The 18693-nt window shown below is 73.4% G+C and carries 19 protein-coding genes; 11 read left to right on the top strand and 8 right to left on the bottom strand.

The window, feature by feature from the left end; all coding sequences use genetic code 11:
* Nucleotides 1-113: 113 nt before the first annotated feature.
* A complete protein-coding gene (locus ACGFZL_RS08245; RefSeq protein WP_393690101.1) occupies nt 114-1604 on the top strand; it encodes an ABC transporter permease in 1491 nt (496 codons plus the stop codon).
* A 54-nt stretch (nt 1605-1658) separates the two neighbouring features.
* Nucleotides 1659-2342 carry an ABC transporter ATP-binding protein gene (locus ACGFZL_RS08250; protein ID WP_393690102.1) on the top strand — a complete coding sequence of 228 codons (684 nt, stop codon included), beginning with the start codon at nt 1659-1661 and terminating at the stop codon, nt 2340-2342.
* Between the two features lie 27 nt (nt 2343-2369).
* On the opposite strand, the gene ACGFZL_RS08255 is transcribed toward ACGFZL_RS08250, so the two are convergent.
* Nucleotides 2370-3365, bottom strand: coding sequence for a helix-turn-helix domain-containing protein (locus tag ACGFZL_RS08255; protein WP_393690103.1), 996 nt, complete (start codon nt 3363-3365; stop codon nt 2370-2372).
* A 157-nt stretch (nt 3366-3522) separates the two neighbouring features.
* Between ACGFZL_RS08255 and ACGFZL_RS08260 the strand changes: the two genes are divergently transcribed.
* The 3 genes from ACGFZL_RS08260 (at nt 3523) to msrA (ending at nt 5918) form a co-directional block, all read left to right on the top strand.
* Nucleotides 3523-4563, top strand: coding sequence for an NAD(P)-dependent alcohol dehydrogenase (locus ACGFZL_RS08260; protein WP_355174528.1), 1041 nt, complete (start codon nt 3523-3525; stop codon nt 4561-4563).
* Between the two features lie 110 nt (nt 4564-4673).
* Nucleotides 4674-5252, top strand: coding sequence for a hypothetical protein (locus ACGFZL_RS08265; RefSeq protein WP_393690104.1), 579 nt, complete (start codon nt 4674-4676; stop codon nt 5250-5252).
* Between the two features lie 153 nt (nt 5253-5405).
* Nucleotides 5406-5918 carry a peptide-methionine (S)-S-oxide reductase MsrA gene (gene msrA / locus ACGFZL_RS08270; RefSeq protein WP_393690105.1) on the top strand — a complete coding sequence of 171 codons (513 nt, stop codon included), beginning with the start codon at nt 5406-5408 and terminating at the stop codon, nt 5916-5918.
* A gap of 7 nt (nt 5919-5925) precedes the next feature.
* On the opposite strand, the gene ACGFZL_RS08275 is transcribed toward msrA, so the two are convergent.
* Complete coding sequence (locus tag ACGFZL_RS08275; protein ID WP_393690106.1) at nt 5926-7044, bottom strand: hypothetical protein; 1119 nt, start codon at nt 7042-7044, stop codon at nt 5926-5928.
* Between the two features lie 118 nt (nt 7045-7162).
* Here ACGFZL_RS08275 and ACGFZL_RS08280 point away from each other — a divergent pair, with 118 nt between their 5' ends.
* Nucleotides 7163-8317 (top strand): cystathionine gamma-synthase, encoded by a 1155-nt coding sequence (locus tag ACGFZL_RS08280; protein WP_393690107.1) that lies wholly within the window; start codon nt 7163-7165, stop codon nt 8315-8317.
* Nucleotides 8318-8333: 16 nt separating this feature from the next.
* Here the strand turns inward: ACGFZL_RS08280 and ACGFZL_RS08285 are convergent, their stop codons facing one another.
* From ACGFZL_RS08285 to ACGFZL_RS08295, 3 genes are all read right to left on the bottom strand, one after another.
* Nucleotides 8334-8591, bottom strand: coding sequence for a hypothetical protein (locus tag ACGFZL_RS08285; protein WP_393690108.1), 258 nt, complete (start codon nt 8589-8591; stop codon nt 8334-8336).
* Nucleotides 8588-9106: a sigma factor-like helix-turn-helix DNA-binding protein gene (locus ACGFZL_RS08290; protein ID WP_393690109.1), complete on the bottom strand. Its 519-nt coding sequence runs from the start codon at nt 9104-9106 to the stop codon at nt 8588-8590. The genes ACGFZL_RS08285 and ACGFZL_RS08290 overlap by 4 nt, the downstream gene beginning before the upstream one ends.
* Nucleotides 9107-9203: 97 nt before the next feature.
* On the bottom strand, nt 9204-9710 hold the full coding sequence (locus ACGFZL_RS08295; RefSeq protein ID WP_393690110.1) for a MarR family winged helix-turn-helix transcriptional regulator: 507 nt from the start codon (nt 9708-9710) through the stop codon (nt 9204-9206).
* Nucleotides 9711-9873: 163 nt separating this feature from the next.
* Between ACGFZL_RS08295 and ilvA the strand changes: the two genes are divergently transcribed.
* The 3 genes from ilvA (at nt 9874) to ACGFZL_RS08310 (ending at nt 13082) form a co-directional block, all read left to right on the top strand.
* Nucleotides 9874-11103 (top strand): threonine ammonia-lyase, encoded by a 1230-nt coding sequence (gene ilvA / locus ACGFZL_RS08300; protein WP_393690111.1) that lies wholly within the window; start codon nt 9874-9876, stop codon nt 11101-11103.
* A 129-nt stretch (nt 11104-11232) separates the two neighbouring features.
* The gene (locus ACGFZL_RS08305) at nt 11233-12231 is read left to right on the top strand and encodes an ATP-binding cassette domain-containing protein (protein ID WP_355174512.1); all 999 of its coding nucleotides are present in this window, start codon (nt 11233-11235) and stop codon (nt 12229-12231) included.
* Nucleotides 12228-13082, top strand: coding sequence for an ABC transporter permease (locus ACGFZL_RS08310; protein WP_355174510.1), 855 nt, complete (start codon nt 12228-12230; stop codon nt 13080-13082). Before ACGFZL_RS08305 ends, ACGFZL_RS08310 begins: the two co-directional genes overlap by 4 nt.
* Before the next feature lie 80 nt (nt 13083-13162).
* Here the strand turns inward: ACGFZL_RS08310 and greA are convergent, their stop codons facing one another.
* Together greA and ACGFZL_RS08320 are read right to left on the bottom strand one after the other, a co-directional pair.
* Complete coding sequence (gene greA, locus ACGFZL_RS08315) at nt 13163-13660, bottom strand: transcription elongation factor GreA (protein WP_393690112.1); 498 nt, start codon at nt 13658-13660, stop codon at nt 13163-13165.
* Nucleotides 13661-13809: 149 nt separating this feature from the next.
* On the bottom strand, nt 13810-14208 hold the full coding sequence (locus ACGFZL_RS08320) for a DUF4307 domain-containing protein (protein WP_393690113.1): 399 nt from the start codon (nt 14206-14208) through the stop codon (nt 13810-13812).
* A gap of 137 nt (nt 14209-14345) precedes the next feature.
* Between ACGFZL_RS08320 and mca the strand changes: the two genes are divergently transcribed.
* On the top strand, nt 14346-15227 hold the full coding sequence (gene mca, locus ACGFZL_RS08325) for a mycothiol conjugate amidase Mca (protein WP_393690114.1): 882 nt from the start codon (nt 14346-14348) through the stop codon (nt 15225-15227).
* Nucleotides 15220-15459, top strand: coding sequence for a hypothetical protein (locus ACGFZL_RS08330; protein ID WP_355174502.1), 240 nt, complete (start codon nt 15220-15222; stop codon nt 15457-15459). The genes mca and ACGFZL_RS08330 overlap by 8 nt, the downstream gene beginning before the upstream one ends.
* Nucleotides 15460-15478: 19 nt before the next feature.
* Here the strand turns inward: ACGFZL_RS08330 and ACGFZL_RS08335 are convergent, their stop codons facing one another.
* A complete protein-coding gene (locus ACGFZL_RS08335; RefSeq protein ID WP_393690115.1) occupies nt 15479-18679 on the bottom strand; it encodes a tetratricopeptide repeat protein in 3201 nt (1066 codons plus the stop codon).
* Nucleotides 18680-18693: the final 14 nt, after the last annotated feature.

The following is an 18693-nucleotide window of genomic DNA, read 5'->3' on the forward strand; positions in this document are numbered from 1 at the left end:
CGGCCTCTCCGAGACGCCCGCCGCCCCGGCCCGGGGTGGCGGGCGTCCCGCTTCTCATGAATTTCTGACGCGGCCCTTATCCCTCCGTCACGGCGCCTCCATACCGTGCCGCCATGTTCTTCACCTACCTCAGGCGCGAGCTGCGCCGCCGCAGGAAGGCGGCGCTGGTCGTCGCCTCCGGTCTCGCCCTGGGCATAGCCCTGGTCATCGTGGTCGACTCCGTCTCCGCCGGGATGAGCCGGGCCCAGGACAAGGTCCTGCAGTCGCTGTACGGGCTCGGCACCGACATGACCGTGACCAAGGCCGCGGCCCCGCAGCCCAGCGGCTCCGAGCGCCCCCGCTTCCGGTTCGACGCCAAGGAGAGCGGGGACGACGCCGAGCAGAGCACCGACCGCGTCATGGTGCGAGGCTTCCAGACCCTGCCGGCCTCCGATGTCACCTCGGTCGCCGGCCAGCAGGGCGTGGCCGACGCCGTCGGCGGGCTGAGCCTGCAGGTCATGAAGGTCAGCGGGCAGTTCACCCGCGGCAAGATCGAGCAGGACGGCTCCGGCGGCGGCCCCGGCCAGAGCCCGGGGCAGGGCGGTGCTGGACGCGTCGCGGGCGGCGGCGCCGACTTCGACGTCAACAGCTACACCGTCTACGGCACCGACATCACCAAGCCGGCCCTCGGCCCGCTGACCTCCTCCAAGCTCACCAGCGGCCGTACCTTCACCGCGTCCGAGACGAACGCCGCGGTCGCCGTGGCCGACGCCTCCTACGCCAAGGAGAAGAAGCTCGCGGCGGGCGGCACCGTCACCGTCAAGGGCACCGACTTCAAGGTCATCGGCATCGCCACGCCCGACAGCGGTGAAGCCGCCGCCAACCTCTACATCCCGCTGAAGCGGGCCCAGACGCTGGCCGACGCCAAGGACAAGATCACCACGATCTACGTCAAGGCGAACGACTCGCAGCAGATCGACGCGGTCAAGTCCGCGATCACGAAGAACATCGAGGGCACCGACGTCACCACCTCGGCCGACCTCGCCGCCACCGTCTCCGGTTCGCTGTCCACCGCCTCCGACCTCGCCGGCGGCGTCGGCAAGTGGCTGTCGATCACGGTCCTGGTGGCCGCCTTCCTCGTGGCCGGTCTGCTGACCTCCTCGGCGGTCTCCCGCCGGGTGCGCGAGTTCGGCACGCTCAAGGCGCTCGGCTGGCGCTCGGGCCGGGTGACGCGCCAGGTGGTCGGCGAGGCCGTGGTCAACGGCCTGATCGGCGGGGCGCTCGGCATCGCGGTGGGGCTCGCGGGCGCCTACGCGGTCACCGCGGCGAGCCCGACGCTCCAGGCCCAGCTCGGCGGCGGGTCGAGCGGCGGCTCCGGGGGCGGCGGGTTCGGCGGGGGCGGGTTCGGTGGCGGTGGCGGCGGTTTCGGTGGCGGTGGCTTCGGCGGAGGCGGGCGGCAGGCAGCCGCCAAGACGCTGGACATCGCGCTGACCGCGCCCGTCAGCATCACCACCATCGTCATCGCGGTCGCCCTCGCCGTGACCGGCGGCCTCGTCGCCGGCGCCTTCGGCGGCTGGCGCGCCTCGCGGCTCCGCCCGGCGGACGCGCTGCGCCGGGTGGCGTAGACCGCCGGCGCCCGCCGTCCCCGTCGTACCCGCCACGCATCCAGGAGTCACGCCATGTACCAACTCACCGCCGTCACCAAGACCTACGCCCGGGGCCGGGCCACCGTCCGTGCCCTGGACGGCGTCGACCTGGCCATCGCCGCCGGCGACCGGCTCGTCATCCAGGGCCCCACCGGCGGCGGCAAGTCCACGCTGCTGCAACTTCTCGGCGCGCTGGACCGGCCCACCACCGGCGAGGTGGTGCTCGACGGCACCGACCTCGCCAAGCTGCCCGAGGCCCGGCTGACCAGGGTGCGCAGCGAGAACATCGGCTTCGTCTTCCAGTCCTTCAACCTCATCCCGACGCTCACCGCCCAGGAGAACGTCGAGACGGCGCTGGTGCCGCTCGGCGTGAAGGCGAAGCAGCGCCGCGAACGCGCCGCCGAGGTGCTGGCGTCGGTGGGGCTCGGCGAGCGCCTCGGACACCTGCCCGCCGAGATGTCCGGCGGCCAGCAGCAGCGCGTCGCCATCGCCCGCGCGCTGGTGAAGGAGCCGAAGGTGCTGCTCGCCGACGAACCCACCGGCAACCTCGACGAGTCGACGCGCGACGAGATCATGGAGGTGCTCGACCGGATGTGGCGGGAGCGGGGGCTGACCTTCGTGATGGTCACCCACGACTCGGCGATCGCGCGCAAGGCGCCCCGTCTCGCGACGATCCGCAAGGGCCGGATCACCGTCAAGGAGAACGCCTCGGCCTGACGCCAGGGTGCGGGGGTGGGCGCCGGTTCAGCCCAGGGGCTCACCGGACGACGACCGTCCGGCGGGCCCCGCCGCGTCCCTGCCCCGGCGGTCGGCCGCGTCGGCGCCCCAGCTGGCCAGCAGCCGCAGCGCCTCGGCCGAGGGGGAGCCCGGCTCGGCGTGGTAGGTCACCAGGGACTGCTGCGCGTCGTCCACCAGGCGGAACGTCTCGAACGACAGGGTCAGGTCGCCCACCAGCGGGTGCCGCATCCGCTTGGCGCCGTGGCTCTTCTCCTTGACGTCGTGCGCGGCCCACAGCCGCCGGAACTCCTCGCTCTTCACCGACAACTCCCCGACCAGCTGCGACAGTCGCGGGTCGTCCGGGTGCCGGCCCGCGTCCATCCGCAGGAAGCCGACCATGTCCGACGCCTTCTGGTCCCAGTCCACGAACAGCGCGCGGCAGTCCGGGTCGAGGAAGACCAGTCGCGCCCAGTTCCGCTCCTGCGCCGGCAGCCGGCCCCAGTCGCCGAAGAGGGCGGCGGCCATCCGGTTCCAGGCCAGGATGTCGGAGCGGCGGCCGGTGACGTAGGCCGGCACCGTCTCGATCGAGTCGAGCAGCTGGGTCAGCCCCGCCCGCACCTGCTGCGCCCGCGCGGCGGGGTGGCGGCGCTGCGGCCCGGGCTTCGCCAGGTGCATCAGGTGCGCGTGCTCGGCGTCGGACAGCCGCAGCGTGCGGGCGATGGCGTCCAGGATCTCCGCGGAGACGTTGCGGCCGTTGCCCTGCTCCAGGCGTGTGTAGTACGCCACGGAGACCCCGGCGAGCTGCGCCAGCTCCTCCCGGCGCAGCCCAGGCACCCGGCGCTGCCGGCCGAACCCTTCCAGGCCCACCTCCTCCGGCTTCAGCCGGGCCCGGCGGGTGCGCAGGAACTCGCTCAGCTCGGCGCGGCGGTCCAGGCCGGCGGCTGCTTCCTGCGGGGCCTGCGGGGCCTGCGGGGCCTGCGGGGTGTCGGGCGGGCCGGGTGCTTCGGGTCGTTCCTCGGACATACCCTCCAGTATTCCCGGTCCTACGCACACCGGCCTGACCCTGCCGGTGGTACGCACGGCGAACGTACGCAAAGCCGTGGCCTGGGTGGATGCCGGCGACTCGGGCAGGCTGGAGCCCGTTACCCACGATCACCGCTATTGCTAGGAGACCCCCGGCATGACCACCGTTGCCGCGTACGCAGCCCCCGCCGCGAAGGCCCCGCTGGAGCGGACCACCATCGAGCGGCGCGAGGTCCGCGCGCACGACGTGCTGATCGACATCAAGTTCGCCGGCATCTGCCACTCCGACATCCACCAGGCCCGCGAGGGCTGGGGCGAGGCCATCTTCCCGATGGTCCCCGGCCACGAGATCGCGGGCGTCGTCTCCGAGGTCGGCCCCGAGGTGACCAAGTACGCCGTCGGCGACCGGGTCGGCGTCGGCTGCATGGTCGACTCCTGCCGCGAGTGCGACAACTGCAAGGCCGGCCTGGAGCAGTACTGCGCCCAGGGCAACGTGCCGACGTACAACGGCGTCGGCAAGGACGGGCAGCCCACCTACGGCGGCTACGCGGAGCAGGTCGTCGTCGACGAGTCCTTCGTCCTGCGCATCCCCGAGGGCATCGCCCTGGACGAGGCCGCGCCGCTGCTCTGCGCCGGCATCACCACCTACTCCCCGCTGCGGCACTGGAACGCCGGCCCCGGCAAGAAGGTCGCCGTCGTCGGCATGGGCGGGCTCGGGCACATGGCCGTCAAGCTCGCGCACGCCCTCGGCGCCGAGGTGACCGTGCTGTCGCAGTCCCTGCGCAAGAAGGACGACGGGCTGCGGCTCGGCGCCGACCACTACTACGCCACCAGCGACGAGGCCACCTTCAAGGAGCTGGCCGGCAGCTTCGACCTGATCGTCTCGACCGTTTCCGCGCCGCTCGGCCTCGACACCTACCTGGGGCTGCTGAAGGTCGACGGCGCCTTCGTCAACGTCGGCGCGCCCGAGGAGCCGGTCTCCCTCAACCTCTTCTCGGTCATCGGCGGCCGCAAGACGCTCGCCGGCTCCGCCATCGGCGGCATCCCCGAGACGCAGGAGATGCTCGACTTCTGCGCCGAGCACGGGATCGGCGCGGAGATCGAGCTGATCGCGGCCTCGGAGATCAACGAGGCGTACGAGCGGGTCCTGAACAGCGACGTGCGCTACCGGTTCGTGATCGACACGGCGACGATCTGACCCGCCGGACGTCCGTCGTACGGAGGTCCACAGGCGGCCGGGGCCGCGGCGCGAGGCGGCGATCCTCGGGGCCCCGGTCCGCCGGCACCGCCGTCGGCTAGATTCCTGGCGTGGACGCATCCGTGAGCGCGCTGGTCGTCGCCGTCGTCGGTGTCTGCGGCACGCTGCTCTCCGGCATCCTCGTCCACCGCGGCGCCATCCGGTCCAAGGCGCTGGAGCTCGACCACGCGGAGCGGCAGCGGCGCGAGGACCGCCTGGTGGCGGCGGGCCGGGAGAGCGCGGCCGAACGCAAGGCGGCGTACCGGGAGTTCAACCAACGGCTCCGCCAGTTCCACCAGGTGCTGTGGAACGACCACCTGGCCCTGGAGACCGGGCAGGCCGCGCCGGACCGGACGCGGGAACGGGACGAGCCCCGCCACGCCCTGCGCGACGTGTACGCCGAGGTGCAGATCGTGGTCCCCGACCAGGTGCTCGCCGCCGGCGGCGGACTCGTGCACCGCCTCAACCACATCCACCGCCTGCTCGCGCAGCACGAGCAGGGCACCGTGGCCGACGAGACCCCGGACCAGATCAAGGAACGCCTGCTCAGCGCGTCGGAGGCCCTGTACGAGGTACGCCAGACCATGCGACGCGACCTCGGCGTCTCCGACCTCCCGGTCGAACGACCGGAGGGCTACGGCGCCGACTGAGCCGGGCGCCGAAGAGGCCCGGCCACATCCGCCGAGGGCGCCTTCGGCCACCGGATCTCCCGCCCCGGAATCGCTCGGCGCCCACGGGTGTTGTGGGGGGTGGACGGGTCCGGCGACCCGGATGACCGAGTCGACAGAGTGTGGAGGGCCGTGATGGCCGCGCAGACGCAGAGGGCCGTGCTGGCGGGGGGATGCTTCTGGGGGATGGAGGAGCTGGTCCGTCGGCTCCCGGGCGTCACCGGGACCCGGGTCGGGTACACCGGCGGCGACGTGCCGAACGCGACGTACCGGAACCACGGCACGCACGCGGAGGCCATCGAGATCCGCTACGACCCCGAGCGGACCGACTACCGCGCGCTCCTGGAGTTCTTCTTCCAGATCCACGACCCGAGCACGAAGAACCGCCAGGGCAACGACATCGGCCTCAGCTACCGCTCGGCGATCTACTACGTCGACGACGAGCAGAAGCGGATCGCCGAGGACACCATCGCGGACGTGGACGCCTCCGGCCTGTGGCCCGGCAAGGTCGTCACCGAGGTGGAGCCGGTCGGCCCCTTCTGGGAGGCCGAGCCCGAGCACCAGGACTACCTCCAGCGGTACCCGAACGGCTACACCTGCCACTTCCCGCGCCCGGGCTGGAAGCTGCCCGCCCGGAGCGAGGGGTAGCCAGGGCTCAGTGGGGCAGCGTGGCCGGGCTGCCCCCGTTCGCCTCGTACCCCGCCACCGCCAGCGCGCGGTGGTCCGCGAACGCGGCCGCCGGGTCGGACGACAGGGTCCAGGGCAGCGCCCCCACATGGCCGTCGACCACTATGAGCTGGTTCATCGCCTCCGCCCAGCGCTCGCCGCGCACCAGGAAGAAGACCAGCAGGTGCCGGACATGGGCCTGCATCGGGTCGTCGGGGCGGGCGGCGTGCGCCGCGTGCAGCGCGCCGTGCACCGCCTTGGTGACGACCTCGCTCTGGTGGAAGCCCCTGACCAGATTGACCTCCGGCAGGTGCTCGAAGACCGCGAACAGCGGCAGCGCGGCGAGCAGCGAGCCGTGCGGGGCGCGCGCCGCGGCGGCCTCCGCGAAGGAGTAGGCCAGCTCGCGGGAGCCGTGCCACTTCTCGCACCAGTAGTGCAGGGCGGCCAGGTGGGCGCCCATGTGGTTCGGGGCGCGGTCCAGGATCTTCAGCCAGAGCTGCTCGAACTCCTCCCGCGGATAGCCGAGGCCGCGGGCCACCGACAGCTCGACGATGTACGGGACCGGATCACCGGGGGCGAGCAGCGCCGCCTGCGCGCACGCCGCCTTCGCCTCCTCCATGATGATCCGGAACTCGTCCGTGCCCGGCGTCGCCGTCCGCCACGCCTGCTGCACCAGGAACTCGGCGTGCACCGCCGCACCGCCCGGGTCCTTGGGCGCCTCGGCCCGCCACACCCGCAGCCACTGCCCGCCGGGCACCTCGCCGACCCCGCCCGGCCGCTGCGCCAGCTCCAGGGACGCGGCGCCGGCGAAGGCCTGCACGCGCTGCCAGCGCCGCTCGCCCTCCACCTCGGTGCCGGCCAGGAGCTGCCGCGCGCCCCGGTAGTCATGGGTGCGCTGCACCAGGTCCAGGACGTCCAGCAGGTCCTGGTCGGGGCCCGGCATGCGGACGTCCAGCTCCTCCTCGCGGGCGAAGCCGTAGTTCGCCGGGTCCGCGGCATCCGGATGGCCGGGCGGGACCAGGCCCACCGCACCGCGCCGGCGCCGCAGGACGGGCACCAGCACCACACTGATCATGGCGACCGCCATCAGGACCCACAGAATCTCCATGTCCCCAGCGAACCAGAACCCGACGCCCCTTGGCGAACCCGGTCCGCGGTCTGTGGAAAACCAGCGTGGGCGGGCTGTGGAGACCCATGCGGGCGCCCGCCGCACTACTCTCAGGCCCATGAGCGACAGGCACATCAGTCAGCACTTCGAGACCCTCGCGATCCACGCGGGCAACACCGCCGACCCCCTGACGGGCGCGGTCGTCCCGCCGATCTACCAGGTGTCGACCTACAAGCAGGACGGCGTGGGCGGACTGCGCGGCGGCTACGAGTACAGCCGCAGCGCCAACCCGACCCGCACCGCCCTCGAGGAGAACCTCGCCGCGCTGGAGGGCGGCCGGCGCGGTCTCGCGTTCGCCTCCGGGCTGGCGGCCGAGGACTGCCTGTTGCGGACCCTGCTGAGCCCCGGCGACCACGTCGTCATCCCCAACGACGCCTACGGCGGCACCTTCCGGCTGTTCGCCAAGGTCGCCACGCGGTGGGGCGTCGAGTGGTCGGTGGCCGACACCGGCGACGCCGCGGCCGTGCGCGCCGCGCTCACCCCGAAGACCAAGGTCGTGTGGGTGGAGACGCCGTCCAACCCGCTGCTCGGCATCACCGACATCGCCGCCCTCGCCCAGGTCTCCCGCGAGGCCGGCGCCCGCCTCGTCGTCGACAACACCTTCGCCACGCCGTACCTCCAGCAGCCGCTGGCGCTCGGCGCGGACGTCGTCGTGCACTCCCTCACCAAGTACATGGGCGGCCACTCGGACGTCGTCGGCGGCGCGCTGGTCGTCCAGGACCAGGCGCTGGCCGAGGAGCTGGCCTTCCACCAGAACGCGATGGGCGCGGTCGCCGGGCCCTTCGACTCCTGGCTGGTGCTGCGCGGCACCAAGACGCTGGCGGTGCGCATGGACCGGCACAGCGAGAACGCCGGGAAGGTGGCGGAGATGCTCAGCCGGCACCCGCGCGTGACCGGCGTCTTCTACCCGGGGCTGCCCGAGCACCCCGGGCACGAGGTCGCCGCGAAGCAGATGCGGGCGTTCGGCGGCATGGTGTCCTTCCGCGTCACCGGCGGCGAGGAGGCGGCCGTCGCGGTCTGCGACCGGGCGAAGGTCTTCACGCTCGGCGAGTCCCTCGGCGGCGTCGAGTCCCTGATCGAGCACCCGGGCCGGATGACCCACGCCTCCACCGCGGGCTCGGCCCTGGAGGTCCCCGCCGACCTGGTCCGCCTGTCGGTCGGCATCGAGAACGCCGACGACCTCCTGGAGGACCTCCAGCAGGCCCTCGGCTAGGCGCCGGAGGGGAGTCTCACCAGGTCTCCCAGCCCGTCACGGGTGGGGTCGTCTCCGACGGCGGCTCCACCCAGGGGCGTACGTGCAGCGCCCACACCGCGAACGCCACGGCCACCGCGGTCAGCGCCAGCCACAGCAGCCGGCGGGCGGCCCGGCGGCGGCGCAGCGCGCGGGCGCCGCGGCGCACCACGTCGGCGTACAGCTCGGGCGGCACGCGGGGCGGCGACTGCGCCATGATGCCGCGCGCGGCGGCCTCCCGCTGGGCCCGGTTCACGGCGTCGCCGCCCGTACCCCCGTCACCGGCGGGGCCGGGCGGGCCGCCGGCGGGTGCAACACGGTGGCGGTCGCCCGGTCGCAGACGGTGTGTACGCGCTCCACCGGCAGTCCGAGGAGCGCGGCCGTCTGCTCTTCGGCCACCCCCTCGTGCAGTCGCAGCACCAGGATCAGGCGCTCCTGCGGGGCGAGCGCGGCCAGCGGTCCGGCCGGGCGGCGGCGGGAGCGGGTCAGGCCGCCCAGGAGTCCGCCGTGCCGGTGCCAGGCCCCGCGGGCGAAGCGGGTGGCCAGGTGGCGGCGGGCCCGGTCGTAGGGGTCCTCGCCGCGCAGCCGGTCCCAGTGGGCGTAGGTGTGGGCGAGGGCGAGGGTCAGCAGCCGGCGCGCGTGCGGGTTGCCGTCGGACGGCTCGGCGGTGAGCAGCGTGGCGGTGTGCAGCAACCGCCCGGACGCGCCCGCGGCGAACGCCTCGAAGCCCCGGGCTCGGCGCGCGTCCCGGGAGCCCTGTCGTGCTCGCACCGCGCCTCCTCCCTGGAGGGCGACCCCGGAAGCTCCGGGCCCCGGGCTCTCATGTCTGGGCTCTCATATGAGGCCAGCGGCGACCGCAGGTCAAGGGTCAGGAGCCCTGCGGTGCCTCCGGGCCGGTCGGGCCCTGCGGGGACATCCGCGCGGACAGCGCCCCGTTGAACCGCGTCAGCAGGGTGCAGAACGCCTCGCGCTCCTCGGGCGCCCAGTCGTGGGTCAGCTCCGCCATCAGCGTGCGCCGGGAGGAGCGCACCTCGTCCAGGCGGGCCAGGCCGCGCGGGGAGAGCTGGAGCACCACGGCGCGACCGTCCTCGGGGTGCGAGGTGCGCTTGACCAGCCCGGTGTCGACCAGCGGCGCCACCTGCCGGGTGACCGTGGAGGAGTCGATGCCCATGCTCGCGGCGAGCGCCTTGACCCCCATCGGGCCCTCCTTGTCCAGCCGGTTCAGCAGCAGGTAGGCGGCGCGGTCCATGGAGTTGCGCACCTGCCCGACCCCGCCGAGGCGGGTCTGTTCGGCACGGCGGGCGAACAGCGCGACCTCGTGCTGCAGCGTGTCGAGAAGACCGGGGTCGCCGGCGGTCGTCATGTCCATCGACATTTCGGGTGTTGTGGGCATGGCCGGGGGCTCACTTCGTGGAGGGCTGGCTGATTGGGGGACAGGGTACGCGGCCGGGCTGCGGGACGTACCGGCGCTGTGGAAAGCCGGTCTCGGAGGTTGGTCACAGCGGCCCTTCCCTCCGGTGAACTGCGATGCTGGACGCATGAGCTACAGCACGGCGACCGCCGTCGGGCCGGTCACCCTCGACGACGTACGCGGAGCCCGGAAGATGCTCTCGGGGGTCTCCCGGATGACGGCGCTGGAGGGCAGCAGGCACCTGTCCTCCCTGGTCGGCGCGCCGGTGCACCTGAAGTGCGAGAACCTCCAGCGCACGGGTTCCTTCAAGCTGCGCGGCGCCTACGTCCGGATCGCCGGGCTGCTGCCGGAGGAGCGGGCGGCCGGGGTGGTCGCGGCCAGCGCGGGCAACCATGCGCAGGGGGTGGCGCTCGCCTCCTCGCTGCTCGGCGTGCGCTCGACGGTGTTCATGCCCAAGGGTGCCCCGCTGCCCAAGGTCAGCGCCACCCGGGAGTACGGCGCCGAGGTGCGGCTGCACGGCCAGGTGGTCGACGAGACGCTGGCCGCCGCGCAGGAGTACGCGGAGCGGACCGGCGCGGTCTTCATCCACCCCTTCGACCACCCCGACGTCATCGCGGGACAGGGCACGGTCGGCCTGGAGATCCTGGAGCAGTGCCCGGAGGTGCGGACGGTCGTGGTCGGCGTCGGCGGGGGCGGCCTGCTGGCCGGGATCGCCGTCGCGGTGAAGGCGGTCCGGCCGGACGTGCGGGTCGTCGGCGTGCAGGCGGCGGGGGCGGCGGCGTACCCGCCCTCGCTGGCGGCGGGCCGGCCGGTGGCGGTGGAGCACCCGGCCACGATGGCGGACGGCATCAGGGTCGGGCGGCCGGGCGAGGTGCCGTTCGGGATCATCCGCGAGCTGGTGGACGAGGTGCGCACGGTCTCGGAGGACGAGCTGTCCACCGCGCTGCTGCTCTGCCTGGAGCGGGCCAAGCTGGTGGTGGAGCCGGCCGGGGCGAGCCCGGTGGCGGCGCTGCTGAGCGATCCGGGGACCTTCGCGGGGCCGGTGGTGGCGGTGCTGTCCGGCGGCAACGTGGACCCGGTGCTGATGGAGGGCGTGCTGCGGCACGGCATGGCCGCGCAGGGCCGGTACCTCGCGGTCCGGCTGCGCCTCACGGACCGGCCGGGCGCGCTGGCGACGCTGCTCGGGGTGCTGTCGGCGGCCGACGCCAACGTGCTGGACGTGAGCCACCTGCGCACCGATCCGCGGCTCGGGCTCACGGAGGCGGAGGTGGAGCTGCACCTGGAGACGAAGGGCTCGGAGCACTGCGCCGAGGTCGGGCGGGCGCTGCGGGAGGCGGGGTACACGGTCGCGGGCTGAGGCGCCGCGGGCTGACGCCGTGTCACTCGTTCGGGCAAATGCATTGTGAGACGCGATACATCGCGTTATCGTGAGTCACGTCTCACACACCACACAGGCGCAGACGATGCAGACGATATGGGGGCTCACATGCCAGGCGCCATCTATGCCGAAGGTCTGGTGAAGACCTTCGGCAAAGTCAGGGCTCTGGACGGCGTCGATCTCGACGTTCCCGAGGGCACGGTGCTGGGCCTGCTCGGGCCCAACGGCGCGGGCAAGACGACCGCCGTGCGCTGCCTGACCACCCTGCTCCGCCCCGACAGCGGCAAGGCGGTCGTCGCCGGGCTCGACGTGCTCACGCAGCCCAACGAGGTGCGGCGCTCGATCGGCCTGTCCGGCCAGTTCGCCGCGGTCGACGAGTACCTGACCGGCCGGGAGAACCTCCAGATGGTCGGCCGGCTCTACCAGATGCGGGCGGGCGCCGCGAAGGCCCGGGCCGGCGAGCTGCTGGAGCAGTTCCATCTCGCGGACGCCGCCGACCGCCCCGCGAAGACCTACTCGGGAGGCATGCGCCGCCGGCTCGACCTGGCCGCGGCGCTGGTGGTCTCGCCGCCCGTGATGTTCATGGACGAGCCGACGACCGGCCTCGACCCGCGCAACCGGCAGCAGCTGTGGGAGGTCATCAAGCAGCTGGTCTCCGGCGGCACCACCCTGCTGCTGACCACGCAGTATCTGGAGGAGGCCGACCACCTCGCCCATGACATCGCGGTCGTCGACCAGGGCCGGGTCATCGCCCGCGGCACCTCCGACGAGCTGAAGGCCCGCACCGGCGGCGAGCGCGTGGAGGTGGTGGTCCACGAGCGCGACCACATCAGCACCGCCGCCGAGGTGCTCACCGGCTTCGGCAAGGGCTCGGCCACCGTGGAGGAGCACACCCGCAAGCTCACCGTCCCGGTCAGCGGCGGCGCCAAGCTGCTCGCCGAGGTGATCCGCGAGCTGGACGCCCGCGGCATCGAGATCGACGACATCGCCCTGCGCCGGCCCACCCTCGACGACGTCTTCCTCTTCCTCACCGGCCACGCGGCCGAGGAGGGCGAGCAGGGCGGCGCGAGCGGCGAGGGCGGCCCCACCGAGGAGAGTGCCCAGTGAGCGCCGTCACCGACGCCGTGCGGGCCGGGTCGCCCGGCAACCCGCTCGTCCAGTCCGTCCGGGACTCCCTCGTGGTGGCCCGACGGAACCTGATCCGCATGACCCGGATCCCCGAGGTCGTCATCTTCGGCCTGATCCAGCCGATCATGTTCGTGGTGCTGTTCAGCTACGTCTTCGGCGGCTCGATCAACGTCCCCGGCGCCGGCCTCAGCGCCTCCGGCTACCGCGAGTTCCTGATGGCGGGCATCTTCGCGCAGACCGTCACCTTCGCCACCGCCGGAGCGGGCGCGGGCATCGCCGACGACATGCACAAGGGCCTCATCGACCGCTTCCGCTCGCTGCCGATGAGCCGCGGCGCGGTCCTCACCGGCCGCACCCTCGCGGACCTGGTGCAGACGACCCTGACCCTGGTGGTCCTCGCCCTCGTCGCCGTCCTCGTCGGCTGGCGCACCCACGAGAACGCCGGGAAGGTCCTCGCCGGATTCGGCCTGCTGCTCCTGCTCGGGTACGCGTTCTCCTGGATCGGTGCCCTGATCGGCCTGACCGTGCGCACCCCGGAGGCGGCGACCTCGGGTGGCCTGATCTGGCTCTTCCCGCTGACCTTCATCTCCAACGCGTTCGTCCCGTCCGACAACATGCCGACCCTGCTGCGGGTCATCGCCGAGTGGAACCCGTTCAGCGCCACGGTCCAGGCGTGCCGCCAGATGTTCGGCAACCTTCCCCAGGGCTATCCGGTCCCGGACGCCTGGCCGATGCAGCACCCGGTGTGGGCGTCGCTGATCTGGTCCGTGGTGATCGTCCTGGTCTTCAGATCGCTGGCGGTGCGCAAGTACCGCTCGGCCACCGCGTGAGGGCCCCGTCATGACGACGCCCCCGGCGCTGTCCGTGTGGACGGCGCCGGGGGCGGGTCGGAGACGTGTGGTGGGCCGGGTCAGCCGTTGTAGGGCTCGGCCTTGAGGATCTTCACCGAGGCCGCCTTGCCGTTGGGCAGCTCGTACTCCGCGTCGTCGCCGACCTTGTGGCCGATGACGCCGGAGCCCAGCGGGGACTGCGGGGAGTAGGTCTCGATGTCGGTGCTCGCGTACTCGCGCGAGGCGAGCAGGAAGGTCAGCGTGTCGTCCTCGTCGCCGTCGAAGGCGATCGTGACGACCATGCCGGGCGCGACCGCGCCGTTGGCGGCCGGCGCCTCACCCACCTTGGCGCTCTCGAGCAGCTGGGTCAGCTGGCGCACGCGGAGCTCCTGCTTGCCCTGCTCCTCCTTGGCCGCGTGGTACCCGCCGTTCTCGCGCAGGTCCCCCTCCTCGCGCGCGGCGGCGATCTTGGCAGAGATCTCGGTGCGCGCGGGACCAGTAAGGTACGCAAGCTCTTCCTTGAGCTTGTTGTACGCCTCCTGGGTCAGCCAGGTGACGTTCTCGCTGGTCTGGGTCACAGGTGCTCCTCGTCGGTACAGGGGATAGGGGATACAAATGAACGCCCTACCCAGAAGCATGTTCCTTCACGGAAGGGCGAAACCACGAGCCTAACAATTCCGTGGCCGAAGGGGGAGGACATAAGCCGCCGGACCGGCGTCGCCCCAGGTCAGTCGGCGTGGCAGCCGAGCAGCTCGGCGGAGGTGCCCCGGGCCTTGGTGCGCAGGGTGACGACCTTGTCGATGCGGGTGGCGTCCTGGTCGAAGCGGAAGTCGGCCCGGCCGACCTCGTCGCCGCTCTCCGCCTGGGAGCGCAGGGTGCAGTAGCCGGCGGCGCCGGAGTCCTTGCGGACCTCCAGGTGCACCTTGACCGCCTGGTCGGAGATCTCGAAGCTGATGACCTCGGCGCTGATCTTGTTCTGGCCGACGTAGTGGTAGCCGAACCAGCCGACGAGCAGGAGCAGCAGCGCGCCGAGCACGCCGCCGACGATCTTGAGGGTGCGGTCGGACCGGGCGGCCGAGGAGCGGCCGTAGCGGCCCTCGGGCACTCGTGTGCTCGCCGTGCTCATGATCGTCCTCTCGGCTGGGGGCCGCCCGTCGCCCTCCGGAATAATCCGTCCCCCGATTCGGTCACTATAGAAGCCGCCCACCGGTCACCCGACCGCCGCCCCTCGCGGGCGCGGACCGACACCACGAGGAAACCGTCTTGACTGACCAGCTGCGACTGATGGCCGTCCACGCCCACCCCGACGACGAGTCGAGCAAGGGCGCGGCCACCATGGCGAAGTACGTGTCCGAGGGGGTGGACGTGCTGGTCGTGACCTGCACGGGCGGTGAGCGCGGCTCCATCCTGAACCCCAAGCTCCAGGGCGACGCCTACATCGAGGAGCACATCCACGAGGTGCGCCAGAAGGAGATGGACGAGGCCCGGGAGATCCTCGGCGTCAAGCAGGAGTGGCTCGGCTTCGTCGACTCCGGGCTGCCCGAGGGCGACCCGCTGCCCCCGCTGCCGGAGGGCTGCTTCGCCCTGGAGGACGTGGAGAAGGCGGCCGGTGAGCTGGTGCGCAAGATCCGTTCGTTCCGGCCGCAGGTGATCACCACCTATGACGAGAACGGCGGTTATCCGCACCCCGACCACATCATGACCCACAAGATCACGATGGTGGCATTCGAGGGCGCGGCGGACACCGAGAAGTACCCCGAGTCCGCGTACGGCCCGGCCTGGCAGCCGCAGAAGGTGTACTACAACCAGGGCTTCAACCGGCCGCGCACCGAGGCGCTGCACGAGGCGCTGCTCTCCCGCGGCCTGGAGTCGCCCTACGGGGACTGGCTCAAGCGCTGGTCGGAGTTCGAGCGCAAGGAGCGCACGCTGACCACGCACGTGCCCTGCGCGGACTTCTTCGAGATCCGCGACAAGGCGCTGATCGCGCACGCCACGCAGATCGACCCCGACGGCGGCTGGTTCCGGGTGCCGATGGAGCTCCAGAAGGAGGTCTGGCCCACCGAGGAGTACGAGCTGGCCAAGTCCCTCGTGGACACCTCCCTCCCCGAGGACGACCTCTTCGCGGGCATCCGCGACAATGCCTGACATGAGCGCAAGCCTCGCAGTGACGCACCTCGTCCCGCTCGCCGAGATCGACGAGAACAAGGTCACCCCCGGCATCCTCGGCTTCATCGTCTTCGCGGTGATGGCCCTTGCGGTGTGGGGGCTGATGAAGTCCATGAACCGGCACATGGGCAAGGTCGACTTCAAGGAGCCCCCGACCTCCTCCTCGGCCTCCGCCGACGGCGCCGAGGGCTCCTCCTCCGACAGGGCCTAGCGGCCCGCTCCGACAGGTCCTAGCGGCCCGCCGGGACCGGTACGCCCATCACCTCGCGGGCGTGCCGGTCGGGGACCATGCCCAGGCGCCAGCCCTGCCAGCCGTCCTCCAGGCGCACCCCGCGCTCCAGGAGGAGGGCGAAGGCGCCGGCGTAGTCGTCCAGCTTGGAGTCGCGCGCCGGGTGCCCGGCGCGGGCGAGCTGGGCCAGCTCCTCCTGCGCCACCGCCGTACCGATCTCCACCCCGCCGGGGGCCGCGTACGGCAGCAGGGTGCAGCGCAGGAAGCGCGCCCAGTCCTCGCCCCGCCGGTCCCCGTACGCCGCGAACAGCACCGCCGCCTCGTCGCACAGGGCGAGCGCCTGGGCGGCCCGGGCGTTGCCGGCGTCCACCACGGCCAGCTCCAGACAGGTCCACGCCTCCCCGTGCCCGACGCCGACGCGCTGGAAGTCGGCGCGCGCGTCGACCAGGAGCTGGCGGGCGAAGCCGGAGTTGCGCAGCGAGCCCGTCTGCGCGGCCCGCTGGTCCCGGGTGACCCGCGCCGAGTGGTGCCGGGCGCAGGCCAGGCCGTACACGTCGCGCATCCGGGAGAACATGGTGCGCGAGCGCTCCAGCTCCCGCACGGCACTGTCCCGGTCGCCGGTCTCCTCCAGGGCCTGCCCGAGGTAGTAGACCGTCCACGCCTCGCCGCGCGCGTCCTCGTTCTCCCGGTGCCGGGCCGCCGCCGCGCGCAGCTCCGCGACCGCCTCCGTGGCCCCGCCCGCCACCAGCCGGGCCCGGGCCAGCTGGGTCAGCGCCCACGCCTCGCCGCGGGCGTCGCGGGTGCGGCCGTACAGCTCCAGGGCGGTGCGCAGGTCCGCCTCCGCCGCCGGGACCTCGCCGGTGCGCAGCCGGAGCTGCCCGAGCTGGAAGTGCGCCCACGCCTGGCCGTGCAGGGACTCGCCCGCGCGGTGCAGCGTCAGGGACTCGGTGAGCAGGTCGAGGGCCTCGGCGAGGCGGGCCCGGTCGCGCTGCACCGCCGCCAGGGCGTGCAGCGTCCAGGCGCGGTCGGTGTCCAGGGCCGGGGACGCCTGGAGGTCGAGGGCCTCGCGCAGCCTGGCCGCGGCCTCGGTGAGGTTGCCCTGGTGGTGCAGGGTGATGCCGAGCGAGCACAGGGCGCGGGCCGCGCCCGCGTCGTGATGGGCCTCGCGGTAGAGGTCGACCACCGAGGTCAGGGTGGTGCGCGCGGTGTCCAGCTCGCCCAGCTGGCGGGCCGCGATGCCGGTGCGCCACTGCACCGAGCGGACCAGGAGCCCCTGGTCCACGGACTGGGCCAGGTCGTTGATCTCGCCGAGCCGGTACAGGTCGCCGCGGAGCAGGCAGTAGTCGCACAGCGCGCCCAGCAGGTTCAGCACCGGGCCCTGGTCGACGCCCTCGGCGTGCCGCAGGGCCGCCGTGATGAAGCTCGACTCGTCGTCCAGCCAGCGCAGCGCCTCGTCCAGGGAGGTGAAGCCGTGCGGGCCGAAGCGGTCCGAGCGGGTGGACATGTTGCCGTCGACCAGGCGGAGCACCGAGTCGGCCAGCTCGGCGTAGTTGGTGATCAGCCGCTCCTGGGCCGCCGCCCGCTCGCCCGGCTCCTCCTCGTCGGCGAGCCGGGCCGACGCGAAGGCGCGCACCAGGTCGTGCAGCCGGTAGCGGCTGCCCCGCACGTGGTCGATCAGGCCGGCCGCGGCCAGCGCCGCCAGCTGCTTGGCCGCTGCGCTCTCGTCGGCGCCGAGCAGCGCGGCGGCGGCCGCCGCGCCCAGCGAGGTGCGCCCGGCGAGCGCGAGGCGGCGCAGCAGCCGCCGGGCGGGCTCCGGCTGGTCGGTGTAGCGCAGCCACAGGGCCCGCTCGGCCGGCGCCACCGGCCCGTACGCGCCGAGGTCGGCCGCCAGGGCGCGCGGTGAGCGCGGGCCCAGCGAGGAGCCGGCGATCCGCAGGGCGAGCGGCAGCCCGCCGCACATCTGCCGGATCCGCTCCGCCGACTCGGCGTCGTAGGGTCCTGAGGCGTCCTCGGCGGCGGCGCCGAGCAGCTCCTCCGCGCCGGCCGCGTCCAGCTCCCGCACCGGCAGGTGGTGCACCCGGGCCGGCAGGTCGGCGGGCAGCGCGAGGGGCGTGCGGGCGGTGACCAGGACCAGGCTGTCGGAGCGCTCGGGCACCAGCGTGCGCACCTGCTCCGGGTCCGAGGCGTCGTCCAGGACGATGGTGACCGGCACGCCCGCCAGATGCTGGTGGTACAGCTCGCTCAGCCGCCCGACCTGCTGGTCCGCCGAGGCCCGCTCGCGGAAGAGGAGCTGCTCGCGGGGTGCGCCGAGCCGGTTCAGCAGGTGCAGCAGGGCGTCCCGGGTGGGCAGCGGCGGCTCCTCGGCGCTGTCGCCGCGCAGGTCCACCACGCAGGCGCCGCGGAAGTGGTCGCGCAGCTCGTGCGCGGCCCGTATCGCCAGGGCGGTACGGCCGCTGCCGGGCTCGCCGTGCAGCACCACGACCGTCGGCAGCGTCTCCGTGCCGGCCCGGGCGGACTGCACCCACTGACGCAGCCGGTCCCGCTCCGTGCGCCGCCCCGCGAAGGCGCCCCGCGGCTCCGGGAGCTGCCCGAAGGACTGCTCCAGGACGCTGCGCCCGCGGGCCGCCGCGCTCTTGTCGGCGCCCCGCAGCCGCGACGCGCCCTTCTTCGGCCCGGTGGACGCGGCGAGCATCCGCTGCTGGTCCAGGAAGGGCCGGATGCCCCGCACGTCGAGGGCGGTCAGCCACTGCAGCCGCAGCTGCTCCGGCCCGCCCGGCTGGCCGGCCGCGCCGGCGCGGTGGTGGGCGGCGGGCACATGGGTGCCGGCCACCTTGACCACGGTCGCCGCCGCGCCGACCACGCCGACGCTCACCCCGGCGCCCACCGCCGTGCCCGCGCCGGTGCCCAGCGCGAGGTCGGCGACGGCGGCGGCGACGGCCGCCACGGCGGCCACCAGCAGGGGGGTGCCGGCGCCGTCACGGGCGTAGCGCTGGCCGAAGGTGAGCCGGCCCGCGGCGGCCTCGTCCACCGCCCGGGTGTAGGCGTCGTACTCCTCGGCGGCCGAGGCCGCCATCGCGTCCAGCGCGCCGCGCGCCCGGGACAGCAGCACCTTGCCGTCCGTACGCCCGCCCGAGCGGCGCACCTCCTCCTCCACGGCCCGCGCAAGCAGCCGCTCGGCCTCCGCCCGATGACTGTCCCGCATCCTCGCGCCCCCTC

The sequence above is a fragment of the Streptomyces sp. NPDC048182 genome (genome assembly GCF_043202555.1).
Taxonomy (GTDB): Bacteria; Actinomycetota; Actinomycetes; order Streptomycetales; family Streptomycetaceae; genus Streptomyces.

Bases quoted from the DNA above. Each gene is read 5' to 3' on its own strand.
- ACGFZL_RS08245 (WP_393690101.1), top strand. From the start codon at position 114: ATGTTCTTCACCTACCTCAGGCGCGAGCTGCGCCGCCGCAGGAAGGCG.
- ACGFZL_RS08250 (WP_393690102.1), top strand. From the start codon at position 1,659: ATGTACCAACTCACCGCCGTCACCAAGACCTACGCCCGGGGCCGGGCC.
- ACGFZL_RS08255 (WP_393690103.1), bottom strand. From the start codon at position 3,365: ATGTCCGAGGAACGACCCGAAGCACCCGGCCCGCCCGACACCCCGCAG.
- ACGFZL_RS08260 (WP_355174528.1), top strand. From the start codon at position 3,523: ATGACCACCGTTGCCGCGTACGCAGCCCCCGCCGCGAAGGCCCCGCTG.
- msrA (WP_393690105.1), top strand. From the start codon at position 5,406: ATGGCCGCGCAGACGCAGAGGGCCGTGCTGGCGGGGGGATGCTTCTGG.
- ACGFZL_RS08275 (WP_393690106.1), bottom strand. From the start codon at position 7,044: ATGGAGATTCTGTGGGTCCTGATGGCGGTCGCCATGATCAGTGTGGTG.
- ACGFZL_RS08280 (WP_393690107.1), top strand. From the start codon at position 7,163: ATGAGCGACAGGCACATCAGTCAGCACTTCGAGACCCTCGCGATCCAC.
- ACGFZL_RS08295 (WP_393690110.1), bottom strand. From the start codon at position 9,710: ATGTCGATGGACATGACGACCGCCGGCGACCCCGGTCTTCTCGACACG.
- ilvA (WP_393690111.1), top strand. From the start codon at position 9,874: ATGAGCTACAGCACGGCGACCGCCGTCGGGCCGGTCACCCTCGACGAC.
- ACGFZL_RS08305 (WP_355174512.1), top strand. From the start codon at position 11,233: ATGCCAGGCGCCATCTATGCCGAAGGTCTGGTGAAGACCTTCGGCAAA.
- ACGFZL_RS08320 (WP_393690113.1), bottom strand. From the start codon at position 14,208: ATGAGCACGGCGAGCACACGAGTGCCCGAGGGCCGCTACGGCCGCTCC.
- ACGFZL_RS08330 (WP_355174502.1), top strand. From the start codon at position 15,220: ATGCCTGACATGAGCGCAAGCCTCGCAGTGACGCACCTCGTCCCGCTC.
- ACGFZL_RS08335 (WP_393690115.1), bottom strand. From the start codon at position 18,679: ATGCGGGACAGTCATCGGGCGGAGGCCGAGCGGCTGCTTGCGCGGGCC.